20 protein-coding genes and 1 other RNA gene are annotated in these 22,187 nt (G+C 41.1%); 3 read left to right on the top strand and 18 right to left on the bottom strand.

Annotated features, from left to right (window positions below; all coding sequences use genetic code 11):
* Nucleotides 1-36: 36 nt before the first annotated feature.
* Nucleotides 37-1,644, bottom strand: coding sequence for a ribonuclease Y (locus WKT08_RS08780; RefSeq protein WP_003010343.1), 1,608 nt, complete (start codon nt 1,642-1,644; stop codon nt 37-39).
* 234 nt (nt 1,645-1,878) lie between these two features.
* On the opposite strand from WKT08_RS08780, the gene WKT08_RS08775 reads away from it, so the two are divergent.
* On the top strand, nt 1,879-2,361 hold the full coding sequence (locus tag WKT08_RS08775) for an S-ribosylhomocysteine lyase (RefSeq protein ID WP_049474465.1): 483 nt from the start codon (nt 1,879-1,881) through the stop codon (nt 2,359-2,361).
* 229 nt (nt 2,362-2,590) lie between these two features.
* Here WKT08_RS08775 and WKT08_RS08770 read toward each other — a convergent pair whose 3' ends face one another.
* The 5 genes from WKT08_RS08770 to WKT08_RS08750 form a co-directional block, all read right to left on the bottom strand.
* On the bottom strand, nt 2,591-4,015 hold the full coding sequence (locus tag WKT08_RS08770; protein WP_134974510.1) for a cell division site-positioning protein MapZ family protein: 1,425 nt from the start codon (nt 4,013-4,015) through the stop codon (nt 2,591-2,593).
* Between the two features lie 11 nt (nt 4,016-4,026).
* On the bottom strand, nt 4,027-5,184 hold the full coding sequence (locus tag WKT08_RS08765) for a THUMP domain-containing class I SAM-dependent RNA methyltransferase (RefSeq protein ID WP_340281453.1): 1,158 nt from the start codon (nt 5,182-5,184) through the stop codon (nt 4,027-4,029).
* Nucleotides 5,185-5,250: 66 nt separating this feature from the next.
* An RNA gene (rnpB, locus tag WKT08_RS08760) (RNase P RNA component class B) lies at nt 5,251-5,616 on the bottom strand.
* Nucleotides 5,617-5,632: 16 nt separating this feature from the next.
* Entirely contained in the window at nt 5,633-5,974 is a 342-nt protein-coding gene (gene gpsB / locus WKT08_RS08755; RefSeq protein WP_003010351.1) for a cell division regulator GpsB, read from the bottom strand.
* A 69-nt stretch (nt 5,975-6,043) separates the two neighbouring features.
* Nucleotides 6,044-6,571 carry a DUF1273 domain-containing protein gene (locus WKT08_RS08750; protein WP_003010353.1) on the bottom strand — a complete coding sequence of 176 codons (528 nt, stop codon included), beginning with the start codon at nt 6,569-6,571 and terminating at the stop codon, nt 6,044-6,046.
* 64 nt (nt 6,572-6,635) lie between these two features.
* Between WKT08_RS08750 and recU the strand changes: the two genes are divergently transcribed.
* Nucleotides 6,636-7,229: a Holliday junction resolvase RecU gene (gene recU / locus WKT08_RS08745; protein ID WP_003010355.1), complete on the top strand. Its 594-nt coding sequence runs from the start codon at nt 6,636-6,638 to the stop codon at nt 7,227-7,229.
* The gene (gene pbp1a / locus WKT08_RS08740) at nt 7,230-9,344 is read left to right on the top strand and encodes a penicillin-binding protein PBP1A (RefSeq protein WP_340281449.1); all 2,115 of its coding nucleotides are present in this window, start codon (nt 7,230-7,232) and stop codon (nt 9,342-9,344) included.
* A 152-nt stretch (nt 9,345-9,496) separates the two neighbouring features.
* Here the strand turns inward: pbp1a and pepC are convergent, their stop codons facing one another.
* The 12 genes from pepC to ftsL all read right to left on the bottom strand — a co-directional run bounded on the left by pepC (nt 9,497) and on the right by ftsL (nt 22,178).
* A complete protein-coding gene (gene pepC / locus WKT08_RS08735) occupies nt 9,497-10,831 on the bottom strand; it encodes an aminopeptidase C (protein ID WP_049490968.1) in 1,335 nt (444 codons plus the stop codon).
* A 67-nt stretch (nt 10,832-10,898) separates the two neighbouring features.
* On the bottom strand, nt 10,899-11,450 hold the full coding sequence (locus WKT08_RS08730) for a GNAT family N-acetyltransferase (protein WP_049490969.1): 552 nt from the start codon (nt 11,448-11,450) through the stop codon (nt 10,899-10,901).
* A gap of 209 nt (nt 11,451-11,659) precedes the next feature.
* The gene (gene nadE / locus WKT08_RS08725; RefSeq protein ID WP_118398437.1) at nt 11,660-12,484 is read right to left on the bottom strand and encodes an ammonia-dependent NAD(+) synthetase; all 825 of its coding nucleotides are present in this window, start codon (nt 12,482-12,484) and stop codon (nt 11,660-11,662) included.
* Nucleotides 12,481-13,941 carry a nicotinate phosphoribosyltransferase gene (locus tag WKT08_RS08720; RefSeq protein ID WP_049490970.1) on the bottom strand — a complete coding sequence of 487 codons (1,461 nt, stop codon included), beginning with the start codon at nt 13,939-13,941 and terminating at the stop codon, nt 12,481-12,483. Before WKT08_RS08720 ends, nadE begins: the two co-directional genes overlap by 4 nt.
* Nucleotides 13,942-14,079: 138 nt before the next feature.
* On the bottom strand, nt 14,080-14,991 hold the full coding sequence (gene trxB / locus WKT08_RS08715) for a thioredoxin-disulfide reductase (protein ID WP_134974508.1): 912 nt from the start codon (nt 14,989-14,991) through the stop codon (nt 14,080-14,082).
* 58 nt (nt 14,992-15,049) lie between these two features.
* Complete coding sequence (locus WKT08_RS08710; protein ID WP_003003995.1) at nt 15,050-15,277, bottom strand: DUF4059 family protein; 228 nt, start codon at nt 15,275-15,277, stop codon at nt 15,050-15,052.
* A gap of 81 nt (nt 15,278-15,358) precedes the next feature.
* On the bottom strand, nt 15,359-16,102 hold the full coding sequence (locus tag WKT08_RS08705) for an amino acid ABC transporter ATP-binding protein (RefSeq protein ID WP_070664876.1): 744 nt from the start codon (nt 16,100-16,102) through the stop codon (nt 15,359-15,361).
* Nucleotides 16,102-16,902, bottom strand: a complete 801-nt coding sequence (locus WKT08_RS08700) for an amino acid ABC transporter permease (RefSeq protein ID WP_049498839.1) — start codon at nt 16,900-16,902, stop codon at nt 16,102-16,104. The genes WKT08_RS08705 and WKT08_RS08700 overlap by 1 nt, the downstream gene beginning before the upstream one ends.
* Nucleotides 16,903-17,098: 196 nt before the next feature.
* Nucleotides 17,099-18,442: a DEAD/DEAH box helicase gene (locus WKT08_RS08695; RefSeq protein WP_037608303.1), complete on the bottom strand. Its 1,344-nt coding sequence runs from the start codon at nt 18,440-18,442 to the stop codon at nt 17,099-17,101.
* Between the two features lie 134 nt (nt 18,443-18,576).
* The gene (gene mraY / locus WKT08_RS08690) at nt 18,577-19,569 is read right to left on the bottom strand and encodes a phospho-N-acetylmuramoyl-pentapeptide-transferase (protein WP_003014926.1); all 993 of its coding nucleotides are present in this window, start codon (nt 19,567-19,569) and stop codon (nt 18,577-18,579) included.
* 1 nt (nt 19,570) lies between these two features.
* Nucleotides 19,571-21,850 carry a penicillin-binding protein PBP2X gene (gene pbp2x, locus WKT08_RS08685; protein WP_340281440.1) on the bottom strand — a complete coding sequence of 760 codons (2,280 nt, stop codon included), beginning with the start codon at nt 21,848-21,850 and terminating at the stop codon, nt 19,571-19,573.
* On the bottom strand, nt 21,843-22,178 hold the full coding sequence (gene ftsL / locus WKT08_RS08680) for a cell division protein FtsL (RefSeq protein WP_061591245.1): 336 nt from the start codon (nt 22,176-22,178) through the stop codon (nt 21,843-21,845). Before ftsL ends, pbp2x begins: the two co-directional genes overlap by 8 nt.
* Between the last annotated feature and the right edge of the window lie 9 nt (nt 22,179-22,187).

The raw sequence follows: 22,187 nt of genomic DNA, 5'->3' as shown, positions 1-22,187 counted from the left end.
CAAAAAGCTTGAGATGCTAGATCTCAAGCTTTTTGTTTATTTTGCGTAATCGACTGCACGCAATTCTCGAATAACGGTAACCTTAATGTTTCCAGGATATTCAAGATTGGACTCGATCTTCTCACGAATATCATGAGCTAAGATCGTCACTTTATCATCCTTGATTGCCTCAGGGCTAACCATAATACGGATTTCACGACCCGCTTGAAGGGCGAAACTTGTCTTAACTCCTTCAAAACTATTTGCAATTTCTTCAAGATCTTGCAAGCGTTTGATGTAGCTTTCAAGTGACTCACTTCGTGCTCCAGGTCGAGCTGCACTCAAGGCATCCGCTGCAGCGACAATGACTGCGATGACACTTTCTGGTTCCACGTCACCATGGTGACTGGCAATGGTATTGACCACCACTGGGTGTTCCTTGTACTTCCGTGCCAATTCAGTTCCAATCTCGACGTGACTTCCTTCCACTTCACGGTCAATCGCTTTACCGATATCATGTAAGAATCCTGCACGTCGTGCCAAGGTAGCATTTTCACCCAACTCGCTAGCAATAATACCAGAAAGTTTGGCAACTTCAATGGAGTGACGCAAAACGTTTTGACCATAAGAAGTACGGAATTGCAACCGTCCCATGATTTTCATCAAATCTGGATGGAGGTTTGGCGCACCAATTTCATAGGCAGCCGCTTCACCGTATTCACGAATCCGGTTGTCAATTTCCTGACGGTTCTTCTCAACCAGCTCTTCGATACGGGCTGGATGGATCCGACCATCTTTGAGAAGGCTCTCCATTGTCATACGGGCGATTTCACGACGAATCGGATCAAACCCTGACAAGGTCACCACTTCAGGCGTATCATCAATAATCACATCGACACCTGTCAAACTCTCAAAGGTACGAATATTGCGACCTTCACGACCGATAATCCGACCCTTCATACTATCGTCCGGCAAATGAACGGTTGAATTTGTTTGCTCAGCAACAAAATCACCCGCCATCCGTTGCATGGCTTGGACGAGAATGTCTTTTGCGATTTTATCAGAACGTTCTTTCACTTCCAATTCAGCATCACGAATCCGTGAGGCAATTTCTTTTGAAAGTTGCTCTTCCGTCTGACTCAAAATAATGTCACGCGCTTCTCCTTGACTTAGAGCAGCGACACGTTCCAGTTCTTCTACTTTCTTGTGTTCAAGCTCTTCCAGCTGTTGTTCACGCGTATCAATGTGTTTAGTTCTATCTGTAAGACTTTGCTCTTTGTGTTCAAGAGACTGTTCTTTGCTTGTTAAAATGTCGTCTTTGCGATCAAGATTGCTAGCACGTTCTGCCAAACGGCTTTCTAATTGCTTCAATTCTTGTCGTTCTGACTTAAACTCAGCATCGACCTCTTCACGATATTTTCTGGCTTCTTCCTTTGCCTCCAAAAGTGCTTCTTTTTTAAGTGAACTTGACTCATGCTTCGCCTCTTTTAAAATCAAATCGGCTTCGCGTTCAGCCTGTCCACGTAAATTCGTTGCTTCTTGTTCAGCATTCAAAAGGGTGAGTTCCGCAGCTTCTTTTGAAGCTTTCATTTTAAGAGCAGTTCCCACATATCCAATGACTAAACCAATGACCGCGGCAAAAACACCTGTAATAACAAAATTCATGCTTTTACCCCAAATCTATTTAATTAGTTGAATTAAAAATTCTTTTACATTTTACCATAAATTAGTAAAATTAACAATCTAAAAAAACAGGAAAAACCTTTTATATTTTTGCTTAATGCTTGTCCTTTTATCGTCTTTTCTTTCATGGAACATCTGTGAGATATTCATTTATTTCGACTTTGTTGAATCTGCTTTTTTATGCTATAATCAAGAAAAACAAAGAAGGATTTGAGTATGACAAAAGAAGTAATTGTTGAAAGTTTTGAATTGGACCACACAGCTGTGAAGGCTCCCTATGTACGCTTGATTGGGGAAGAAACTGGACCCAAAGGAGACATCATCTCTAACTTTGATATTCGCCTAGTGCAGCCCAATGAAAATGCGATTCCAACGGCAGGGCTCCACACGATCGAGCACCTTCTTGCGATGCTCATTCGAAAACGAATCGATGGTATGATTGATTGTTCCCCTTTTGGATGTCGCACCGGTTTTCATATGATCATGTGGGGACAACATTCGAGTACGGAAATTGCTAAAGTAATCAAAGATTCTTTAGAAGAAATTGCATCTGTCAGCACTTGGGAGGATGTCCCAGGCACAACTATTGAGTCTTGTGGAAATTACAAGGATCACAGCCTCTTCTCAGCCAAAGAATGGTGTCGCCTGATTCTAGACCAAGGAATTTCGGACGATCCGTTTGAACGTCATCTTGTTTAATACGAAAAAGAGGCTGGGACAAAAGTCCTAGCCTCTCAATTATTTTTGGATTGTCGAGCAAGACGCAGTGGTTGAGTGGGCTCTACTACGCTGATTCCATCAGCTTTTACAGCTCTACTCAACTGTGCGGAGGTGGGACGACGAAATCGAATTCTAACGAATTACCGATTTCTGTCCCACTCTCTTTTTTATTGTCATTTTTCCCAGAAAGGGGATGTCTGCTCAGGTATTAATAATCCAGAGCATCTGAATGACCTTTCCCGTTTCCTACGAAATAACCAGTCTTGGCATTGATACTAAAGAGATAGGTTCCATCTGGTTTGAAGAGGTTGTAATAGCCATTACCATTAATGATATTGACGCGCTCTAAAATGTATTGATTGCCAGTGATATGTCCACGTTTACGAGCAATGTTCAATACTTTTTCAAGGATCCCATCACCAAATACCCAAGCCGGGTTATTGACATCATTGATAGCTGCTTGGTTATATGGCACACGACTCAAGTTCCGCTGAAGTGGGACACCATCGCTTGGAAGACCGTACCCTGAATAGCCTGGATTTGCCGTTCCTGCACTACCTGTAGCAGCATTGACAGCTGGGGCCGTAGGCGTTGCTGCTTGAGCTGGGGCTGGAGTTGCATTAGAAGTATCTGTACCTCCTGTTCCAGTCACTGGTGCCGGTGTCGCAACTTGTTGTGAACGTCCTTGCGCAACCGCTTCATTCAATAAGCTATCTAATTTTTCATTGCCTGTCTTTGTTTCTGCAAAGGTCGCATCACTTTTCGCTTTGGCAGTTGCATCAAGAACTCCATCTTTGATGACTGGAGAACTAAATTGAGAATTCACTTTTTGAATAGCAGAAACTTGCTTCACAAGGTCTTCATATTTTGTTTTAGCCGCATTATAATCACTGCTTCCTTCTAATTTGTCCAGCAGTTTCTTCAGATTTTCCAAGTCTCCGAATTTATCATTTTTAAGAGCACTTTTTGATTCATCTACAAAAAAGGCATCGTAGGCTTTGGTAAACTCTTCTAGTTTTTGAGCTTGTGTTTCACTGCTACTTGATTTAGAAGTAGAAGATGACTTGCTAGATGAAGACGATACAACAGTTGTACCACCAGATTTTCCACGACTGTGCATCCAGTTATAGGTCACAAAAATGGCCGAACCGACAATCGCAAGACCTAATGCAGAGTATAGAACCGCTTTGATTCGTTTACCCGCATTGCTTGGTGTTTCCTCAGGAAGGTCCTCTGCTTCTACAACTGGTTCAGTTGGTGTAGGTCCAAATTTAATCTTGGCAGGTAATTCTGTTGAGATAGCATCCATTTCAGGTCTTTGTTCCAAGACCGTTTCCGTTACTTCCGGTGCCTCCACTGCTTCAGCTACTTCAGCAACTGTTTCTGAAGCTGCCACCTCTTCAGCTTTAGCCAATTCTTCTTTGGCCAAAATTTTTGTATCGTATTTTTCAGCTTCAATTTCTGCTCGGTGTTGTTTGATGTATTTGTCTAAGACATTATCACCTTCAGTGACACCTGCTTCGATTTCTTCTGCCTTTCGATTGGCCTGCCCAATCGTCATCTCTTTAGCATCTTCAAACTCTAAAATTGATTCTGTTTCTTGCTCTAATGGCTTTTTATCCTTCTCTGTCATAAAAATCCTTTCTATGCCTTTATCTGCCGTTTTACTCGTTCCCCAAAATATTGGTAGAGATCAACTTTTAGGGTTCCGTTATAAAGTTTTCGTTTTTTATCTGCTTTACTACCGAATTTAGATTCAAAACCTTCATCACTGGTTAGGATAAATTTACTCCAGGTTTTGAGAGGTGCAAATACGTGCCCCATTTCAGTATACAATTTCGTCACACCCTCATCATCGGATAAGCGTTCTCCATATGGAGGGTTGGAGATAATCACCCCGTTGATCTTATCTGAGTGAAGATCTTGGACTCGCATCTGTTTGAAAGTAATGTCACTGCTAACGCCCGCTTTCTGGGCATTTTCTTTGGCAATCTCAACCATCCGTGCATCGATATCAGTTCCCATAATATCCAATTCGATCTCGCGATTGATTTTTCTGCTTGCTTCTTGACGGACTTCATGAATCAAGCGATCATCCATCCAGTTCCATTCTTCAAAAGAAAAGGTCCGACGTAAACCAGGTGCCATATTTCTCGCAATCATCGCCGCCTCAATACAAAAGGTTCCAGAACCACATGTCGGGTCAATCAAGGGCTTATCTGGATACCAGTTTGACAGCAGAAGAATTGCTGCTGCCATATTTTCCTTAATAGGGGCTCCCCCTTTTTCAGTCCGATAACCACGTTTGAAGAGGCTACTACCAGTGGTGTCAATCAAGACAGTGGCTTGATCTTTAAGGATCGATACTTCAATCTTGAACTCTGCCCCATTTTCCATGAGAGGAACACCTTCTGGCCGGGCATAATGTTTTTGTAACTTTTTAACCACTGCTTTTTTCGAAATGGCCTGAACGCTAGGTTCATTATGAAGTTTTGATTTGACACATTTAGCCTTAGAAATAGGAAAACGTGCTCCTAAAGGCAAATAATTTTCCCAATCCAAAGCAAAGACACCTTGAAAGAGTTCTTCGAAGGTTTTGGCTGGAAAAGTCCCAACCACAATTTTCACTCGATCAGCCGCTCGCAACCAGAGGTTGGTTTCTATGATTGCTCGACGGTCTCCTTGAAATCGAACCCGTCCATTTTCAACCTGGCAATCGTAGCCAAGATCGCGTAGTTCTCGACCAACAACAGCCTCTAATCCAGCAGCGACCGTTGCAATCAATTCAAATTGTTTTTCCATCTTATTCCTATCACTTTAAAAAAGGAGGTTGAGATCTCTCTCCACCTCATCAACCTATATGCAATTTTCTATAAGCCATGTTTTGTTCCAGAAATGACTAGGTACCATTTCCTTCGATAATCATCTGTCTACTGTTTCCAGTCAGAATGCTATGTTCGTTTCCACGCATTCCATGCCCCGACCAAAGTTTGGGTTGCTAGCTTGAGGGGTTTACCGCGTTCCACTTTTTAGGTTTCCCTAAAAACTACGTCACTGTGGCACTTTCAGAGTTACTAGAGCTTATCCTTAGACTTAGCTCCTTCACTCGCCGTAACTTGAAGATCAAGTCCCTAGGCTTATGGATTCACCTAGCACAAACACTACAGGCATCACAGCCTGTGCTAGCATGGACTTTCCTCATGAGAGGATTCTCTCACGCGATTATCCAAAAATTGCACAATCTATGGGATTAATAATCGCGATCTACGATCTGTTTCCCAAAAACTTCTTTTTCCAAACGATTGAGACGTTTGAGAATATCAAAGTTCGTCGCTGTTGTCACTTGCGGGAATTCTTGCGTAGCAGTGCTAGCAATCGGAGATGTTTGTGGTGTTTCCTGTGCTTTTTGGGCAAGTTCTTCACGAAGGCGGGCGTTTTCTTCACGCAATTCCTTCACCAAAGCAGCATAGGTTTCATAGTCTTTTATGACATCATCCAAAAATTCATTTACTTCATCTTTATTATAACCACGAACTTCTCGTTTGAAATCTTGATCAAAAATATCTTTCGCAGTAAAAATAATACTCGCCATTACTCTCTCCAATCTAGTTCATCATCTCAATTATATAAAAAAATGGTAAGAAAAATCAAGGTATAACACTTAGTTTTCGTAAAAATTTTCAGCAAGTTCATTTAAGTCATCAAAACTTAATTGTTTGACATAAAATGGTTCTTTTTCTACCATCATTTTGTAAAGATATTTTAAATTGGTTTCATTTTCTGGATCATAAAAAACATAAGCTCCATCCGCGTTATCTATCAAAAACTGATTGTATTCTTTTAGTTGACCCGGATTGCTATAGTGGGGATAGGCATATTTCACGAAATCCACCTGTTTGAAGCGTGCTAATAATTCCTGATTGCTTTCATTCCAATTTTCGCCAACATTCTCAAATAGGAAGATCGTCGCCATTTGAAAATCGTAATCTTTTTTTAATTCAAAGGCGACCTCTAGTACCCAAGCCTCAAATCCCAAATTACCAGAAAAGACCAGCCATTTCACTCCTTCTTCAAATAGACGACGAAGATCTCTTTCAATGGCTTTTTTGATAATGGTCAGTCGAGGGTCTTTATTGGAAAAGACTCCCACATCAAAACTCTTATAACCTGCAACAAGTATGGTATTCATTTTTTCCTCATTATTCTAATTTATGATATAATAGAGTGATGTAATTGTACCAATAAGGAGAACTATGGTCAACTATCCACATAAAGTAGCCAAAAAAACCTTGGTCTCTACACAAAGGAAACATCCAGTCGACTTTGCGAATCGTGGGATGACATTTGAAAAAATGATCAATGAAAGCAATCAATACTATCTTTCTCGAGGTCTAGCAGTCATCCATAAAAAACCAACACCGATTCAAATCGTGAAAGTGGATTATCCACGTCGCAGTCGGGCAAAGATTGTTGAAGCCTATTTCAGGCAAGCCTCAACGACGGACTATTCTGGAGTATACAAGGGACGCTATATCGATTTTGAAGCGAAGGAAACACAGCAAAAGCAATCCATGCCGATGAAAAATTTTCATCAACATCAAATCGATCATATGGAGGCAGTTGTTCAGCAAGGCGGTATCTGTTTCGTTCTCTTGCATTTTGCAAAGTTGAGTGAAACCTACTTACTTCCTGCTCCTGCATTAATTCACTATTACAACATCGATCATGGTAGTAAATCCATGCCCCTCTCCTATATTCAGGAGCACGGCTTTCTAGTAGATAAGAATCGTCTTCCAAGCGTTCCTTATCTTGATATTATCGAACAGAAACTTCTAGGCGGTATTTAAATGAATAAACAAACAGTCATTCAATGGTTGAAATATGTTGCCATCGCAGCCATTTCATTTTTCTTACTTTTATTTGTCCTCGGTGGACTGATATTTAGTTACTATGCTATGAAAGCACCAACCTTGTCTGAAAAAGATTTGGTTGCAACAACATCTAGTAAGATCTATGACAACCAAAATAACTTGATCGCGGATTTGGGAGCTGAGAAACGAATCAATGTCACAGCCAATGAAATCCCTACTGATTTGGTCAATGCTATCGTTGCGATTGAAGACCACCGTTTCTTCAATCACCGTGGGGTCGACATCATTCGGATCGGCGGTTCCTTCCTTCACAACTTACGAGGAGGAAGTCAAGGTGGGTCAACCTTGACGCAACAATTGATCAAGTTAACCTATTTCTCCACTTCAGCCTCTGACCGTACCCTCTCTCGTAAGATCCAAGAAGCTTGGTTAGCAACCCAACTAGAAAAGAAAGCAACCAAACAAGAAATCTTGACCTATTACGTCAATAAAGTATTTATGGCGAATGGGAACTACGGAATGCAGACAGCTGCGAAAAGTTATTACGGAAAAGATCTAAAAGATCTTTCGCTCCCTCAATTGGCACTCCTTGCGGGGATGCCCCAAGCACCAAACCAATACGATCCATACTCCCATCCTGAAGCAGCGCAACAGCGCCGAAACTTAGTATTAAAAGAAATGCTCGATATGAAGACCATTTCTAACAAACAATACGAAGCAGCGGTCAATACACCTGTTACAGATGGTCTGCAAAGTCTCAGTTCTTCAAGCAGTTACCCAGCCTATATGGATAATTACCTAAAAGAAGTGATCGAGCAAGTCGAAGAAGAAACGGGCTACAATTTGTTGACAACCGGAATGGATGTCTATACAAACGTGGATACAGAAGCTCAAAAGAAACTATGGGATATCTACAATACAGATGAATATGTCAATTACCCGGATGATGAAATGCAAGTAGCTTCTACCGTTATTGATGTCAATACTGGTAAAGTCATTGCTCAGCTGGGTTCTCGTCACCAATCCAGCAATGTTTCCTTTGGTACAAACCAAGCGGTTGAAACGAACCGTGACTGGGGTTCAACAATGAAACCAATCACAGATTACGCACCAGCTCTTGAACATGAGGAATATACCTCTACAGCAGCTACTACAACAGATGCGCCATACAACTTCCCTCATTCATCAACGCCTGTCTACAACTGGGACCGTTCATACTATGGTAGCATGTCCATTACCTACGCAATTCAACAATCTCGTAACGTGCCTGCGGTGAAGGCCCTGGAAAAAGTTGGTCTTAAACAAGCTAAGAAATTCCTCAATGGATTAGGGATCGATTACCCAGAAATGGTTTACGCCAACGCTATCTCGAGTAACACTAGCGATTCTAGCAACAAATACGGAGCCAGCAGTGAGAAAATGGCAGCTGCCTATGCTGCTTTTGCCAATGGCGGTACCTATTACAAACCATCCTATGTTAGTCGGGTTGTCTTTAGTGATGGCACAACCAAGGAATTTGAGTCCGAAGGAACTCGTGCAATGAAAGCAACAACTGCCTACATGATGACAGATATGATGAAGACAGTTCTCTTGTCTGGTACCGGTACAAATGCTGCCATTTCGGGAATCTACCAAGCTGGTAAGACAGGTACATCAAACTATGCTGATAACGAAATCGGTAAATTGACAAAAAATGCTTATTCAAATATTGTAACACCGGATGAATTGTTTGTAGGCTACACTCCTGAATATGCCATGGCAGTATGGACAGGTTATTCCAATCGCTTTACACCAGTATTGGATAATGGAATACAGGTCGCAACGGATGTCTACCGTCAAATGATGCTCTATCTTGCTAATAATAATAACTCTGGTCATACGGATTGGACGCAACCAAGTGGACTGTATCGAAGTGGTTCTTATCTCTACTTAAACAATGGTAAGAACAACTACAATAACTACTACTATGAGCCAAGTTATTCCACTGATCAGTATTCGTATGAAGAACCATCGTCTAGCTCTTCGAACGAAGAAAATCAATCTAAACCATCTGAGCCTTCTTCACAAGAATCTAACAATCATAACGAATAATATAACAGAGAAGTCGGGCTTTTGCCCGGCTTTTTTTAAAACAATGGTTAAAAAACCAGAACGAATAAAATCTGATTTATTTAGTTAGACTTCCCAGCTTTTTTATTTTTGAGTATATAAAAAAAAGAGCCTTTCGGCTCTTTTCTGTATCATTATTTTGCCAAAGCTCCCATTGGATCCCACGGTGCTAGGACAATTGGTTCTGCTTCATAGGCTGCTAATTCGTCTGCTGTTAGGAATTCTTTACGAACCACGATTTGGTAGGTATATTCATCCATCCAAGCATCAGAAGCCACAAAGTAACCATCTGTACCGACCTTGTCTCCCCATGAATTTTCAACCTTCCATTTACGAGACTGACCTGCTTCGTCTAAATCAACCCCTGTCAAGACCATAGCATGTGTCATGAGACTTTCTGCATAGTCCAAGCGACCCGCCTTGTCTTGTGTCAAATGAATGTCCATGCCTGCTTCAAAATCGTAGACATCTGTTGCCAGGATTCCGGCTTTACGGTTGCTGACTTGGCCTACATCTGAACCAAACCAGACAGTTTCCCCTGCTTTCATTTGAGCAATGGCTAATTCTTTCAATCGATCCATTGGAACATTTAGGTAGCGGACTGGACGGCTACCAACAACATTGCCCAGCATATCTACGGTGTAAGAATTTCCATATGGCTTGTCTGTAGTTGGGGCATTGATAATAGAGACGTAATCGTCTAATTGAAGGTCTACATATTTTTTGTAGAAGCTTTGTGGAGTTAAACCACTTTCACTATGGAATTGGTTGTCCTTATCACGGTATGAAAAGTCAAATTCACGTGGAGGCAATCCTAAAGACATAGCCAAGAAGTTAAAAATTTCTTGCAACAGCGCTTGTTTCTTGCTCGCAACTGCCTCACTATCTGCGCCTGAGTGAATCAAATCACGCAAGATTTGCGCATCTTGACGCAAGAGTTTATTGAGGTAGGTGTTCAATTCCCGGCTATTGCTTGAAGAAATCGATTCTGGATAAACTGATTTTGGAACCACTCCGTATTTCTCAAAGAGAGATACCACCATATCCCATTGACCGCCATCTTGTTGTGGGGTTTGTAGGAGAAAAGCCACCTTACGGCTGGTCAATTCTTGGTCTGCTGTAGCAATCACTTGCTCCAAAAACCAGTTTGATTTTTCATACTTATCCCAAAAGAAAGTATGTGCTTGAGACAATTCAAAATCCTCCAATTGGAAGCTTGAAATCATCTTGTGACGGAAGGTATTTAAAGCCGCAAACATCCAACAACGTCCAGATGCTTTTTGGTTTGTCACCTTATCCTTGGTCAAATCAAGTGAAAAAACTGGTGTATTTTCTACTGCACTCTTGCGCGTTTCAAGCGATGCATGGATCCCATTGTGGGTAACAGCATTTTCAAGAGCCGCATATTTCACATTTGCTTCATAATTAGCATAGAGCTGGTCTGTAAATTCTTTCGTTAATTCTGACATAGCAATCTCCTTTTTTCGTTATTTACTATTATAATCCTTTGAGCAGAATCTTCAAGTAAAAATCACCCTATAGAGAGGGATTCTGTATAGAATAGATGATTTTATCCCCACAATATCCTTTGCGTTGAATGGCATGAGGGATGGTTTCTACATACTGCATTCCTGTCTTTTCCATGACTTTCCCTGAAGCAGGATTTAAACTGACATAAGTGGCTTTGATTTCTTTAAATCCGACTTCGTTCAATAAGAAAGCCAAAACAGCTATGACGGCTTCTGTCATGAATCCCTGCCCCCAGAATTTCTTGCCAAGGATATAACCTAGCTCGCATGATTGACTTTCCGGGTCCTGAGAAACCACACTAATATCTCCAATTACCTGATCCGGTGATGTTTTCAAACAAATCGCCCATTTATAAGTATCTGATTTACGATACTGTTCGATCCATCTTTTGATCGATTCTCTAGTTCTCTCAGAAGATGCATGGGCATCCCAGGTGACATATTTCAGGGTTTCAGGATCAGAAGCCCAATTTTCAAACATCGCTGATGCATCCTCCAAAACGAAAGGCCTCATGTATAAACGCTCCGTCTCTATGACAAGACTTCCAAGATGCTTCATAGATTGTCTCCCTTCATTTTTTCATGCAACTTGAACTTTGCAAGTTGGTTACTTTAATCTAGAAGAAAAGGACGGATGAAACCGCCCTTCTTTTTAATGCTTTTCACAATATTGTATGGTGAGACTACGAAATAGAACTCTACGAGTTACCGATTTCTACCTCGTTCTCCTATTTTAAGACTCGGGCTAAAAAGGTCCACTGGACCTTTTTACTCCCAAAAATGATCAAATACTGTGATTGGCAAGTGGCGTTTGTGTTGGCCTTTGTACCACCATTTTTCAATAGTGGCTTGAGCTTCTGGACTCACTTGTTTGCCTTCTAGGTAATCATCAATTTCATTATAGGTGACACCCAGTGCTACTTCATCTGCTATTCCTGGTTTTTCTTCTTCCAAATCTGCTGTTGGGATTTTCTCATAAAGAGCAGGATCGGCTCCTAAGGCCTTAAGCAATTGTTTTCCTTGGCGTTTATTCAAACGGAAAAGGGGTAAAATATCTGCACCACCATCTCCAAATTTTGTGAAGAAACCAGTAATATTTTCTGCAGCATGATCCGTTCCAATCACCGCTCCGCTGCGTGCTCCAGCTAGAGCATACTGAGCAACCATGCGACTGCGAGCCTTAATATTGCCTTTGTTAAAATCAGAAACCTCTGTTCCAGTCGCTTCTACTGCTCGTACCATTTCGTCAGCAGACTCCTTGATATTCACAACCAGGCTAACATCCGGCTGGATAAAGGCCAATGCTTTTTGTGCATCTGCTTCATCTGCTTGTACCCCATAAGGAAGACGAACGGCAATAAATTGATAGGAGGCATCTCCTGTTTCTGCACGCATTTCTTCCATGGCCAATTGAGCTAATCGTCCAGCAAGAGTTGAATCTTGTCCTCCTGAGATCCCTAATACAAATGTTTTCAAGAAGGGATGTTTTTTTAGATATCTTTTTAAGAAATCAACCGAGCGGCGAATCTCTTCCTGAGGATCAATGCTAGGCTTGACACCCAATTGTTGGATAATCTCTTCTTGCAAACTCATTTTGCTTCTCCTTCTCCATTGGCCTTGTTACGCATTTCCTCGATCAGATCCATCTTATCCTGCCAAATATCTTTGGCCAAGTCAACTGGGTAATGCTGTGGATTGAGAACGCGCTTGTATTCATCCCATAATTGATCGTAATTTTTACGAGCATATTCTTGAATTTCTGATAATGTTGGCAGTTGATAAACCAATTGACCCTCTTTAAAAATATCCACTAAAAGAGGAACCGCCTCAAAGTTTCGGACTGTTTTATTAATGTAGGTATAAGTTGGATGGAACATTTTAAGTTCTGTCAGTTGTGAAACATCTACTCCATCGTAAGTGATGTAGTCCCCTTCTGACTTACCTTTTTCACGGCTGGTAATCCGCCAGACTTGCTTTTTACCTGGTGTAGAAACTTTCTCTGCATTATTGGAAAGCTTGATGGTATTGATCATCTCTCCTGCTTCGTTTTCAACAGAGACAATTTTGTATACCGCTCCAAGCGCTGGTTGATCGTAAGCTGTAATTAACTTGGTTCCTACACCCCAAACATCAATTTTTGCTTTTTGCATTTTTAAGTTGAGGATGGTATTTTCATCCAAGTCATTAGAAGCGTAGATTTTAGCATTTGTAAACCCAGCCTCATCTAATTGCTGGCGAACCTTTTTAGAAATATAAGCAATATCTCCTGAGTCAATCCGGACGCCTAGGAAATTGATCTTATCTCCCATTTCACGCGCTACCTGAATAGCTGCTGGTACCCCAATACGAAGCGTATCATAGGTATCGACGAGGAAGACACAATCTTTATGGGTTTCCGCATAAGCTTTAAAGGCTTGATAGTCATTCCCATATACTTGTACAAGAGAATGGGCATGGGTTCCTAAAACTGGGATTCCAAAGAGTTTTCCTGCACGAACATTACTAGTTCCATTGGCCCCTCCGATGACTGCTGCACGAGTTCCCCAAATGGCCGCATCCATTTCTTGCGCACGACGTGTTCCAAATTCCATCAAAGGCTCATCTTCAATGACCGAACGAATACGAGCAGCTTTTGTTGCAATCAAGGTTTGAAAGTTGACGATATTCAAAAGGGCTGTTTCCACCAATTGACACTGAGCTAAAGGGCCCTCTACCTGAACAATTGGTTCATTCGCAAAGACTAAGTCTCCTTCTTGAGCCGATCGTACCGTCAATTCCAACTTGAGATCACGAAGATATTCCAAGAAGGCCCCATGATAACCAAGTGACTCTAAATAGGCAATATCGCTCTCAGAAAAACTCAAGTTTTCCAAGTATTTCACAATTCTCTCTAAGCCAGCAAATACAGCGTAACCGTTTTTAAAAGGCTGTTGACGAAAATACACTTCAAATACAGCATGTTTATTGTGGATACCTTGATCAAAATAGACTTGCATCATGTTGATTTGGTATAAATCAGTATGCAAAGTTAAACTGTCATCTGGATACATATGTATACCTCTTTTTTATTGATTTGTTCTATGAATTCCTACCATAAAATTAGTACCATTATAGCATATTTCAGCTCTATTGAATACTGAAAGGAAAGCATGAAAAAAATCTGAGACAGGAAGCTCAGATTTTTTGGATTAAAAGTTTTCTGTGATATATTTATAAACTTCTTGGCCAGCAATCGCACCGTCTCCGACGGCTGTCGTCACTTGACGCAAATCTTTTTGACGAACATCGCCAACCGCAAAAATACCTGGGACTGTGGTTCTCATATGATCATCCGTGACCACCCAGCCATTTTCATCTAAAATACCAAGTTCTGTCGCAAATTCACTGACAGGATCTAAACCGACATAGATAAAGACACCACCGAAGGCTTGCTCTCTAACCTCTCCTGTCTTCACATCTTTTAAAAGGACAGACGTTACTTTTTGTTCACCCTTAATTTCTTCAACAACTGTATTCCAAGCAAAGTGAATTTTATCATTGGCAAAGGCACGATCTTGAAGAACTTTTTGAGCACGCAATTGATCACGACGATGGGCAATGGTCACTGTTTTTGCAAACTGAGTCAAAAAAACAGCTTCTTCTACCGCAGAATCGCCTCCACCAACGACCAAGAGATCCTCGTCTCTAAAGAAAGCTCCATCACAAACAGCACAGTAGGAAACCCCTCTACTATTCAGCTCCTCTTCACCAGGGACATTTAATAAACGGTGGTTGGAACCTGTTGCAATCACAATAGTTTTAGCTTCAAATTCTCCGTCATCTGTGACAATCTTTTTGGTTGCTCCGTGGTCTTCGATGCGCTCTACCTGTCCAAACAAATGTTCTACACCAAGATTCTCTAAAGGCTCGAACATTTTTTCAGCCAAGTCTGGACCACTAATATTCGCATAGCCAGGATAGTTTTCAATGTCAGACGTATTGTTCATTTGACCGCCTGGAATTCCTCTCTCAATCAATGCGACTTTTAAATTGCTTCGTGCTGCATAAAGGGCAGCAGTCATCCCTGCAGGACCTGCCCCAATAATCACTGTATCAAACATACACAACCTCTTTCTGTTTCGTTGTAATCATTATAATTCTAACACGGTCTTTTTGCAATTATCGTGCTTGAAAGATAAACAAAATCCCTATGACCGCAAAGGTTAAAATAGGAATCGTCATGATATCAATTAAAAGGATATCATACAAATGGGCTTGTCGTTGCTTGGCTGTTTTATCTTTCTTCTTAAGGGCACGGTAGCCAATCCAAATACAAGAAGCGATCCCAACTAAAATCGTTGTCGTCACTAAACTTTGTAAATATAAGGACAATAATTTATTTAACATCACGACTCCAAATATTTTTACATTTTCAGAAAACAAACCCAGCTAGCATCGCCAGCTGAGTCTTACCTCTCCTCTATTATATCAAACATAGGTCCGTTTGTAACTAGCAAAGAATTCTTTTGTCCGTTCTTCTTTTGGATGTTGCATGATTTCCTCTGGTGTTCCAGATTCAATAATCCGTCCTTTATCCAAAAATAAGACCTTATCTGCTACTTGCGCTACAAAAGACATATCATGACTGACCAGTACCATGGTTTGTCCTGATTTTGCTGCATTGGCAATGGATTTTTCAACTTCTCCAACCAATTCTGGATCCAAGGCTGAAGTCGGTTCATCCAACAAAAGAACTTCTGGTTTCATAGCCAAGGCACGGGCCAAAGCCACCCGTTGTTTTTGTCCACCTGAGAGGTGACGAGGATAGTGATTTTCACGATCCGATAAACCGACTTTTGCCAGTTCTTCTCGAGCAATTTTCGTTGCTTCTTGATCGGATAAGCCCTTCACAACAACGAGCCCTTCTTTCACATTTTCAAGGGCTGTTTTTCTACCAAACAAATTAAACTGTTGGAACACCATGGCCAATTTTCTTCTTAAGGTTAAGATTTGATCTTGAGTAATGTGCTCAAAATCAACTTCGAAATCATCAATCTTAATTCTACCACTATCTGGTGCTTCCAAATAGTTTAAACTGCGTAAGAAGGTTGATTTACCAGCTCCCGAAGACCCGATTAGGGCCACGACTTCCCCTTTTTGAATTTCTAAACTTAGATTATTTAAAACCTTTTGACCTGAAAATGTCTTTGATAATTCTGAAATATAAATCATTAGATCCGGACCTCCTGATCTGGTAAATCAATTGCTACGGGAGTCTCAATATCCAGTCGACGTTCAATGTGACGGCCTAGTATTTCAATGAGAATATTCACAATCCAGTAAACAATCGATACCGTGATAAAGCGTTCAAAGTACTTCAAATCGCTCCCCCCAATAATCCGTGCTTGAGCAAAAATTTCAACTACACTGGCACTAAAGGCTAGCGAGGTCCCCTTGGTCAAGCCAATGAGAGAATTGATTAAGGTTGGAGTTGCAACGACTGCTGCATTGGGAATAATAATCCGGCGATAAACTTGACGGTTGGTCATTCCAAGACTACGCGCTGCCTCAATTTCACCAGGATCAACCGATAAAATGGCTGCCCGGATGGTCTCACTCGCATAAGCTGCCTCATTAAAGGCAAGAGCTACAATTGCAAATAACTCAGCTGGAATGGCATTAATATTAAAAGCTGTTCCATAAGACTGATTGATCGCTTTTAAAATAAGAGGAATCCCATAATAGGTCAACATCAACTGAACCAACAAAGGAGTCCCCCGTAAAAAACTGACAAAAACAGCTTGAATCGGGTAAAGAATTCGTACACGATTAATTTTGACCAGAGCAAAAATCATGGCAAAAATAATCCCAAAAAATGCGCCTCCTAGGGCTAATAAAATCGTCACAGGCAATTTCCCTATGACAGCCGGAAATGCATCCAATACGGCTCTCAAACTAAACAGCTTGCTATCTGGAACGTGTTTTAAAAAGTCAGCATACCAGTTGGCAGTTAAAAGATTAGTTGTAAACATTTTTGTTACTTCCTTTCTCGAACATAAACATTCTATCACATTCACTATCGGAATTCCAAAAATTGCTACAGAAATAGAAAAATGATAGACTACTCAAATTTAGTCTATCATAATTTTAGACAAGTTCCTAATAGTTTTTCTTTATGGAGTTCATAAAGAAAATCTATGTTTTCTTCTGAACATTTGAAAGAAGGGGTTAGAAAGTTTGACGTTTGGCCTTTCGTTCGGCCCGACCACGCGCACGGTTTTCAGCTCGCTTAGCTTTTCTCCGCTTTTCATCAACTGCCCATTTGATTTTTTTCTTGTAGCCTGGTTTGATTTTTTTCTTTTTCTTCTTCACCAGACCAATCATTTCGATGTCGAGTTTCTCTTGCTTTTTCTCACGATTCGCCCGTCTGTCCCGATCATAAGTATCTTCAATAACCCCATTTTTCAAGACTTTAGGTACGAAACGAATTCCCATTTTTTCTAGTTCACGGATATCTGAATCATCACTCGGTTGATAAAGAGTAATAGCGACACCTGGTAGACCATTGCGCCCTGTCCGGCCAACACGGTGAACAAAGAAGGAAAGATCTTGTGGAATAGCATCGTTGATGACATGACTCACCCCTTCGATATCAATTCCACGAGCCGCTAAATCTGTGGCCACAATATACTCAAAATCTAGATTTTTAACCTGATTCATGATCCGTTTCCGTTCACGTGGTGGGATATCTCCGTGAATCTTCGCCACTTTCAATCCCTGAGCCACTAAATAGGCATGGAGATCATCTGCTCTCGTTTTTGTATTGACGAAAATCATGGCCAAATAAGGTTGCAAGGTCTTGGTCAATTGGTAAATTTGCTCATTTTTATCTCGACCCTTGGTCGAAACCAGCCAGTTATCGATGGTATCTGAAATCACCGTCTTGGTCTTAATTTGCTCCATGACTGGATTTGAGAGATATTTTTTCAAGAAAGGCTGCAATTTTTGCGGAATGGTGGCTGAAAAAACTAAAAATTGCAGTTGTTGCGGAAGACTTGAAGCAATCTTATCCACAGTAGACAAGAATCCCATGTCCAGTGTCATATCTGCCTCATCCACCACAAAAGTATGGGCCTTATGAATAGCCAGATCACCCGATGCAACCAGATCATAAATCCGGCCTGGAGTTCCAATCACGATATGTGGTTGTTTGACCTGCAGTTTTTCAATCTGACGGCTTTTATCCGTTCCTCCAACATAATTTACAATCCGAATCTCTTTTTCAGAATGACTAGCGATTTGACGAGCAGCTTGGTAAATTTGCGTCGCCAACTCCCGACTAGGAGCCGTGATGACCGCTTCTACTTGTTGGCTGTCTTCATTTAAGGTTTGAAAAATCGGCAAGAGGAAAGTATGGGTTTTCCCAGAACCTGTCTTTGACTCTCCTACCAAATCATTTCCAGCTAGGACAATCGGAATTAGTTTTTCCTGTACTTCGGTTGCTTCTCTAAAATTGATTTCTTTCAGTGCCTCTTGAATATAGGGCTTAAAATTAAACTCTGTAAATTTCATTTTCTCAGTTCCTTTCATGATCTCTATTATTATATCAGAAAAGCTGTCTTCTTGCCTCTCTTATGGGTCATTTTTCCTAACCAGCGAAGTCTCTCTGAGTCAGCAAAAAAACGATGGGCAAGCCCACCGTCGTTTTATAGGTAGAGAAGGACTAGAGTCACGACACTTGTCACCAAGGCAATGCTCCACATAAAGGCATCCACTTTCCATTCTGACCAGTTTTGACCATTGCCAGAAAGGCCACCCAGTTCTAAATGATGGTGGAAAGGAGTCATTCGGAAAATCCGACGTCCTTCCCCGTACCGTTTCTTGGTCCATTTGAAATAGGTCACTTGTAGCATCACAGAACCTGTTTCAATGACATAGACCAGACCAATCAGGAGCAGCGTCCACTCGACATGCAGAGCCATTGACAAGGCTGCAAGCATCCCTCCAAGAGCTAGACTACCGACATCTCCCATAAAGATTTTAGCTGGCTTGTGGTTGAAGACAAAAAATCCAAGCAAGGCCCCAATCATACTCAAAGTCACAAAGAGAATATCCCATTTTCCTTGCATATAGGCAATAAAGGAATAAGCACTCAGGCTAATAGCAACGGAGATGCTGGCTAATCCATCAATCCCATCTGTCAAATTGACCGCGTTTGAAAAACCAACCAACCAAAATAAAGCAAAGAGAATGTAGAAATGGCCCAAGTAAAGATCGTAACCAAAGACATTCAAAAGGCTTCCTGCACCGTGGCGTTCAGAAAAAATATAGAAGATGATTCCACCAACGAGTTGAAGAGCTAATTTTTGCTTTGGATTGAGCCCTTCATTAATCTTACGAAAAACTTTTAAAAAGTCATCCAAAAATCCAACAATTCCATATAGAATCAAGATAAATAGAATCAGTTGAACAGGGCGCGTGAAATTTCCAGTCAATACGGTAACGACAAAACTGACTAGAACTGCTGTAATGAGAAACACCACTCCACCCATTGTCGGAGTGCCAGCTTTCGCTTTGTGTTGTTTCACATCTTCATGCATTTGTTGCCCAGAAATATGAGCACGATGGTAAAATCGAATAAAGGCTGGAATAGCAGCCACTGTTAATAGAAACGATACAAGGATCGTAGCAATATACATCTTAGTCTCCTAATGTTAACGTAATCTTTTTAGTTTTATTGAGTGAGGTGTTCATTTTGACACTTTGTTTGGTTACTTTCTTTCCACTACCTTTATAGGTAATCTCAATTCCAGTCCATTCTCCAAAGATGTCTGCATTTTTCTTAGTCCAACCATACATATCTGGAACCGCATCAAAGTCTTCTGTCAATAACAATACTTGTTGATTGGCTTTGACTTTAGAGCCTACATCCACAGACATCTTGCGGATATTTTTCCCGGTTCCTAGGACAATTGGTTGCACCAAATTGCGACGCAATTCCTCTGAATAAGCACCTGGGCTCAGATTTTGTTTCAGATTCAACTCCTTAGAGAGAGTTTCTACTGAAGGGATTTTGTAGGTCGTTTCTTTGGTCACATTATCCAAAGTTGGTGCCTCTGATGTCAAATGCAATTCGTCTTTCAAAGCAACAGCATCTTCTAAAATGGGATTGACCAATTCTTCCCAATTATTTGGAGAGAATTTTACTTCTGGTTGTTGGACCGTCACATACATAATGAATTCAGGATCCTCTGCAGGTGTCATAGCTACAACCGAGTTGATATAATCATTTTCTCCTTGCAAGTATCCTTGATCTGTCGCCATTTGGGCAGTCCCTGATTTCACCGCAACGTTTTGACCTGGCACCTGAATGATGGGTCCATCGCTGTACAAGGTTCCATACTCTGGATCTGTTCCGACGGTGATCATATAGTTCCGTGTCTGTTGGGCAGCTGATCCTGAAACTGGTTTTCCAACAACTTCTTTTTTTGATTTGCGGGCTGTGTCTGATTTTTTATCGTAAATGGCACTAATAAACTTCGGCTCTAACATTTGCCCATCATTAGCGATGGCACTAAAGGCCCGTAACATTTGGGTTTGACTGACGGAAATCCCTTGACCGAAGGAAGACATGGCTTGACTGACATAATCACCTGGAAGACTCCCGTAAGCTTCATTTCCCATTCCAAAACGGGTCGGAAGACCGAATTTAAAGCGGGTTAGGTAGTCCATCCAGACAGCATTTCCCATCTTTTGCTCTAAGCGAGTCATCCCCACGTTACTTGAGTAAGCAAAGCCCTGTGCGATATTCATATAGCGACCTTCAGCCAGCCCCATATTGACATCCCAGTCACGGATCGTCGCATCTTTTACTTGTAGTTCGTTACTGTAGTATACTTCATTATAGGCTGGGAAAGTTCCATGATCAATCGCCGAAGCTAATAACATGACCTTCATCGTTGAACCCGGTTCATATTGATCTTGATAAAGGATGGTATTCCAGGTTTTCAAGTTTTTCAGATCCAACCCTTGTTTGGTATCCGCATTATAGGATGGACGTTGCGTTGTAGCCAGGATTTCTCCAGTTTTTGCACTCACAAGAGTCGCACTAACATACTTTCCTTTTACTTTTTCTTGGAAAACATCCATTCGCGTCTCAAGGTAGGTTTGTAATTCTGCTGAAATGGTCGTATAGACATCTTTTCCATCTTCTGTTTTGACAGAAACCTTATCTGAACCAGGAACGATATTGCCGTTTCGGTCTTTGTCATAGGTGATAACCCCATTTTGACCAGCGAGAATACGATCGAGGGATTTCTCCATCCCTGATTGCCCCTTCAGAGTTTTATTCCCCTCTTTATCTTCTTGAAGAGAGGCCTGACCTATAAATTGAGAAGCAAAAACTCCATTTTTATAGCTTCGATTTGGACTGGTTGTAAAGGCAACCCCTTCAATCTTCGCCGCTTCCATGGCCTCACGGATGGCTGTCATATTACTATAAGTTATGCCGTTTCCGTTCGAGCCAAAAGAAACCTGTTTCAATTTCTTTTGCGACAACTGTTGAATGACGTAATCCTCATCCATCCCTAAGTACTGCTTAAAGATTTCTGCTACTTTTTTAAATTGGCTCTCTTCTACATAGAGGATTTTCCCAGTTGCTGATTTGTACTTTTTATCAATAATAGCATAAACGTTATAGGTCGTCGCATCTTCAGCAATTACTGCTCCATTTCGGTCGTAGATCGTTCCACGTTTTGCAGGAACAATGACCGTCTGCTCATGGACTTTTTTGGCTTGATCCGATAAGGTCACACCAAATTTTTTGTCAGTCCCAATGATCATTGCAAAATTAATCAGAAAGAGAAAAAAGAGGAAAATCGCCAGTACACTGAGATTTTTCCCAACTTGTTTTCGATTCTGATCCGGCAAGCGACGTTTCTTTATCGAATACCCGATCAAAAATTTTTTGAATTTATTCATCACTACTTGCACTCACTGTTTTTCGATTTTCTTTTTGCAGCTTCATTCCTTGGGAGCTAGCCAACTGTGATAAGCGGTCATAACGTGTTAATTCATTAACCTCTTGACGAACATCTGCCAATTCCGTCTTTTTGGCTTCTAGTTCCGTATTCAAATCAGTCAACTCACTTTGAACTTGTAAAATCCGTGTCTGCATAAAGACAATACTAATGGCTAAAATCACAGCTGTTAGGACAATCGACCCATAAAAAGCCTTTTCTACTCTAGAGAAACGGCGAAAGCGATCTTGCAGTACCTGTGTTCTTGTTCTATCATCTCTTGCTGCCATATCAATTCC

This window comes from Streptococcus sp. HCA-5024, assembly GCF_037890265.1.
Classification (GTDB): Bacteria; Bacillota; Bacilli; order Lactobacillales; family Streptococcaceae; genus Streptococcus; species Streptococcus lingualis.
The sequence above is the reverse complement of the archived record's forward strand: the minus strand, read 5'-3'. Positions and strand labels throughout refer to the sequence as shown.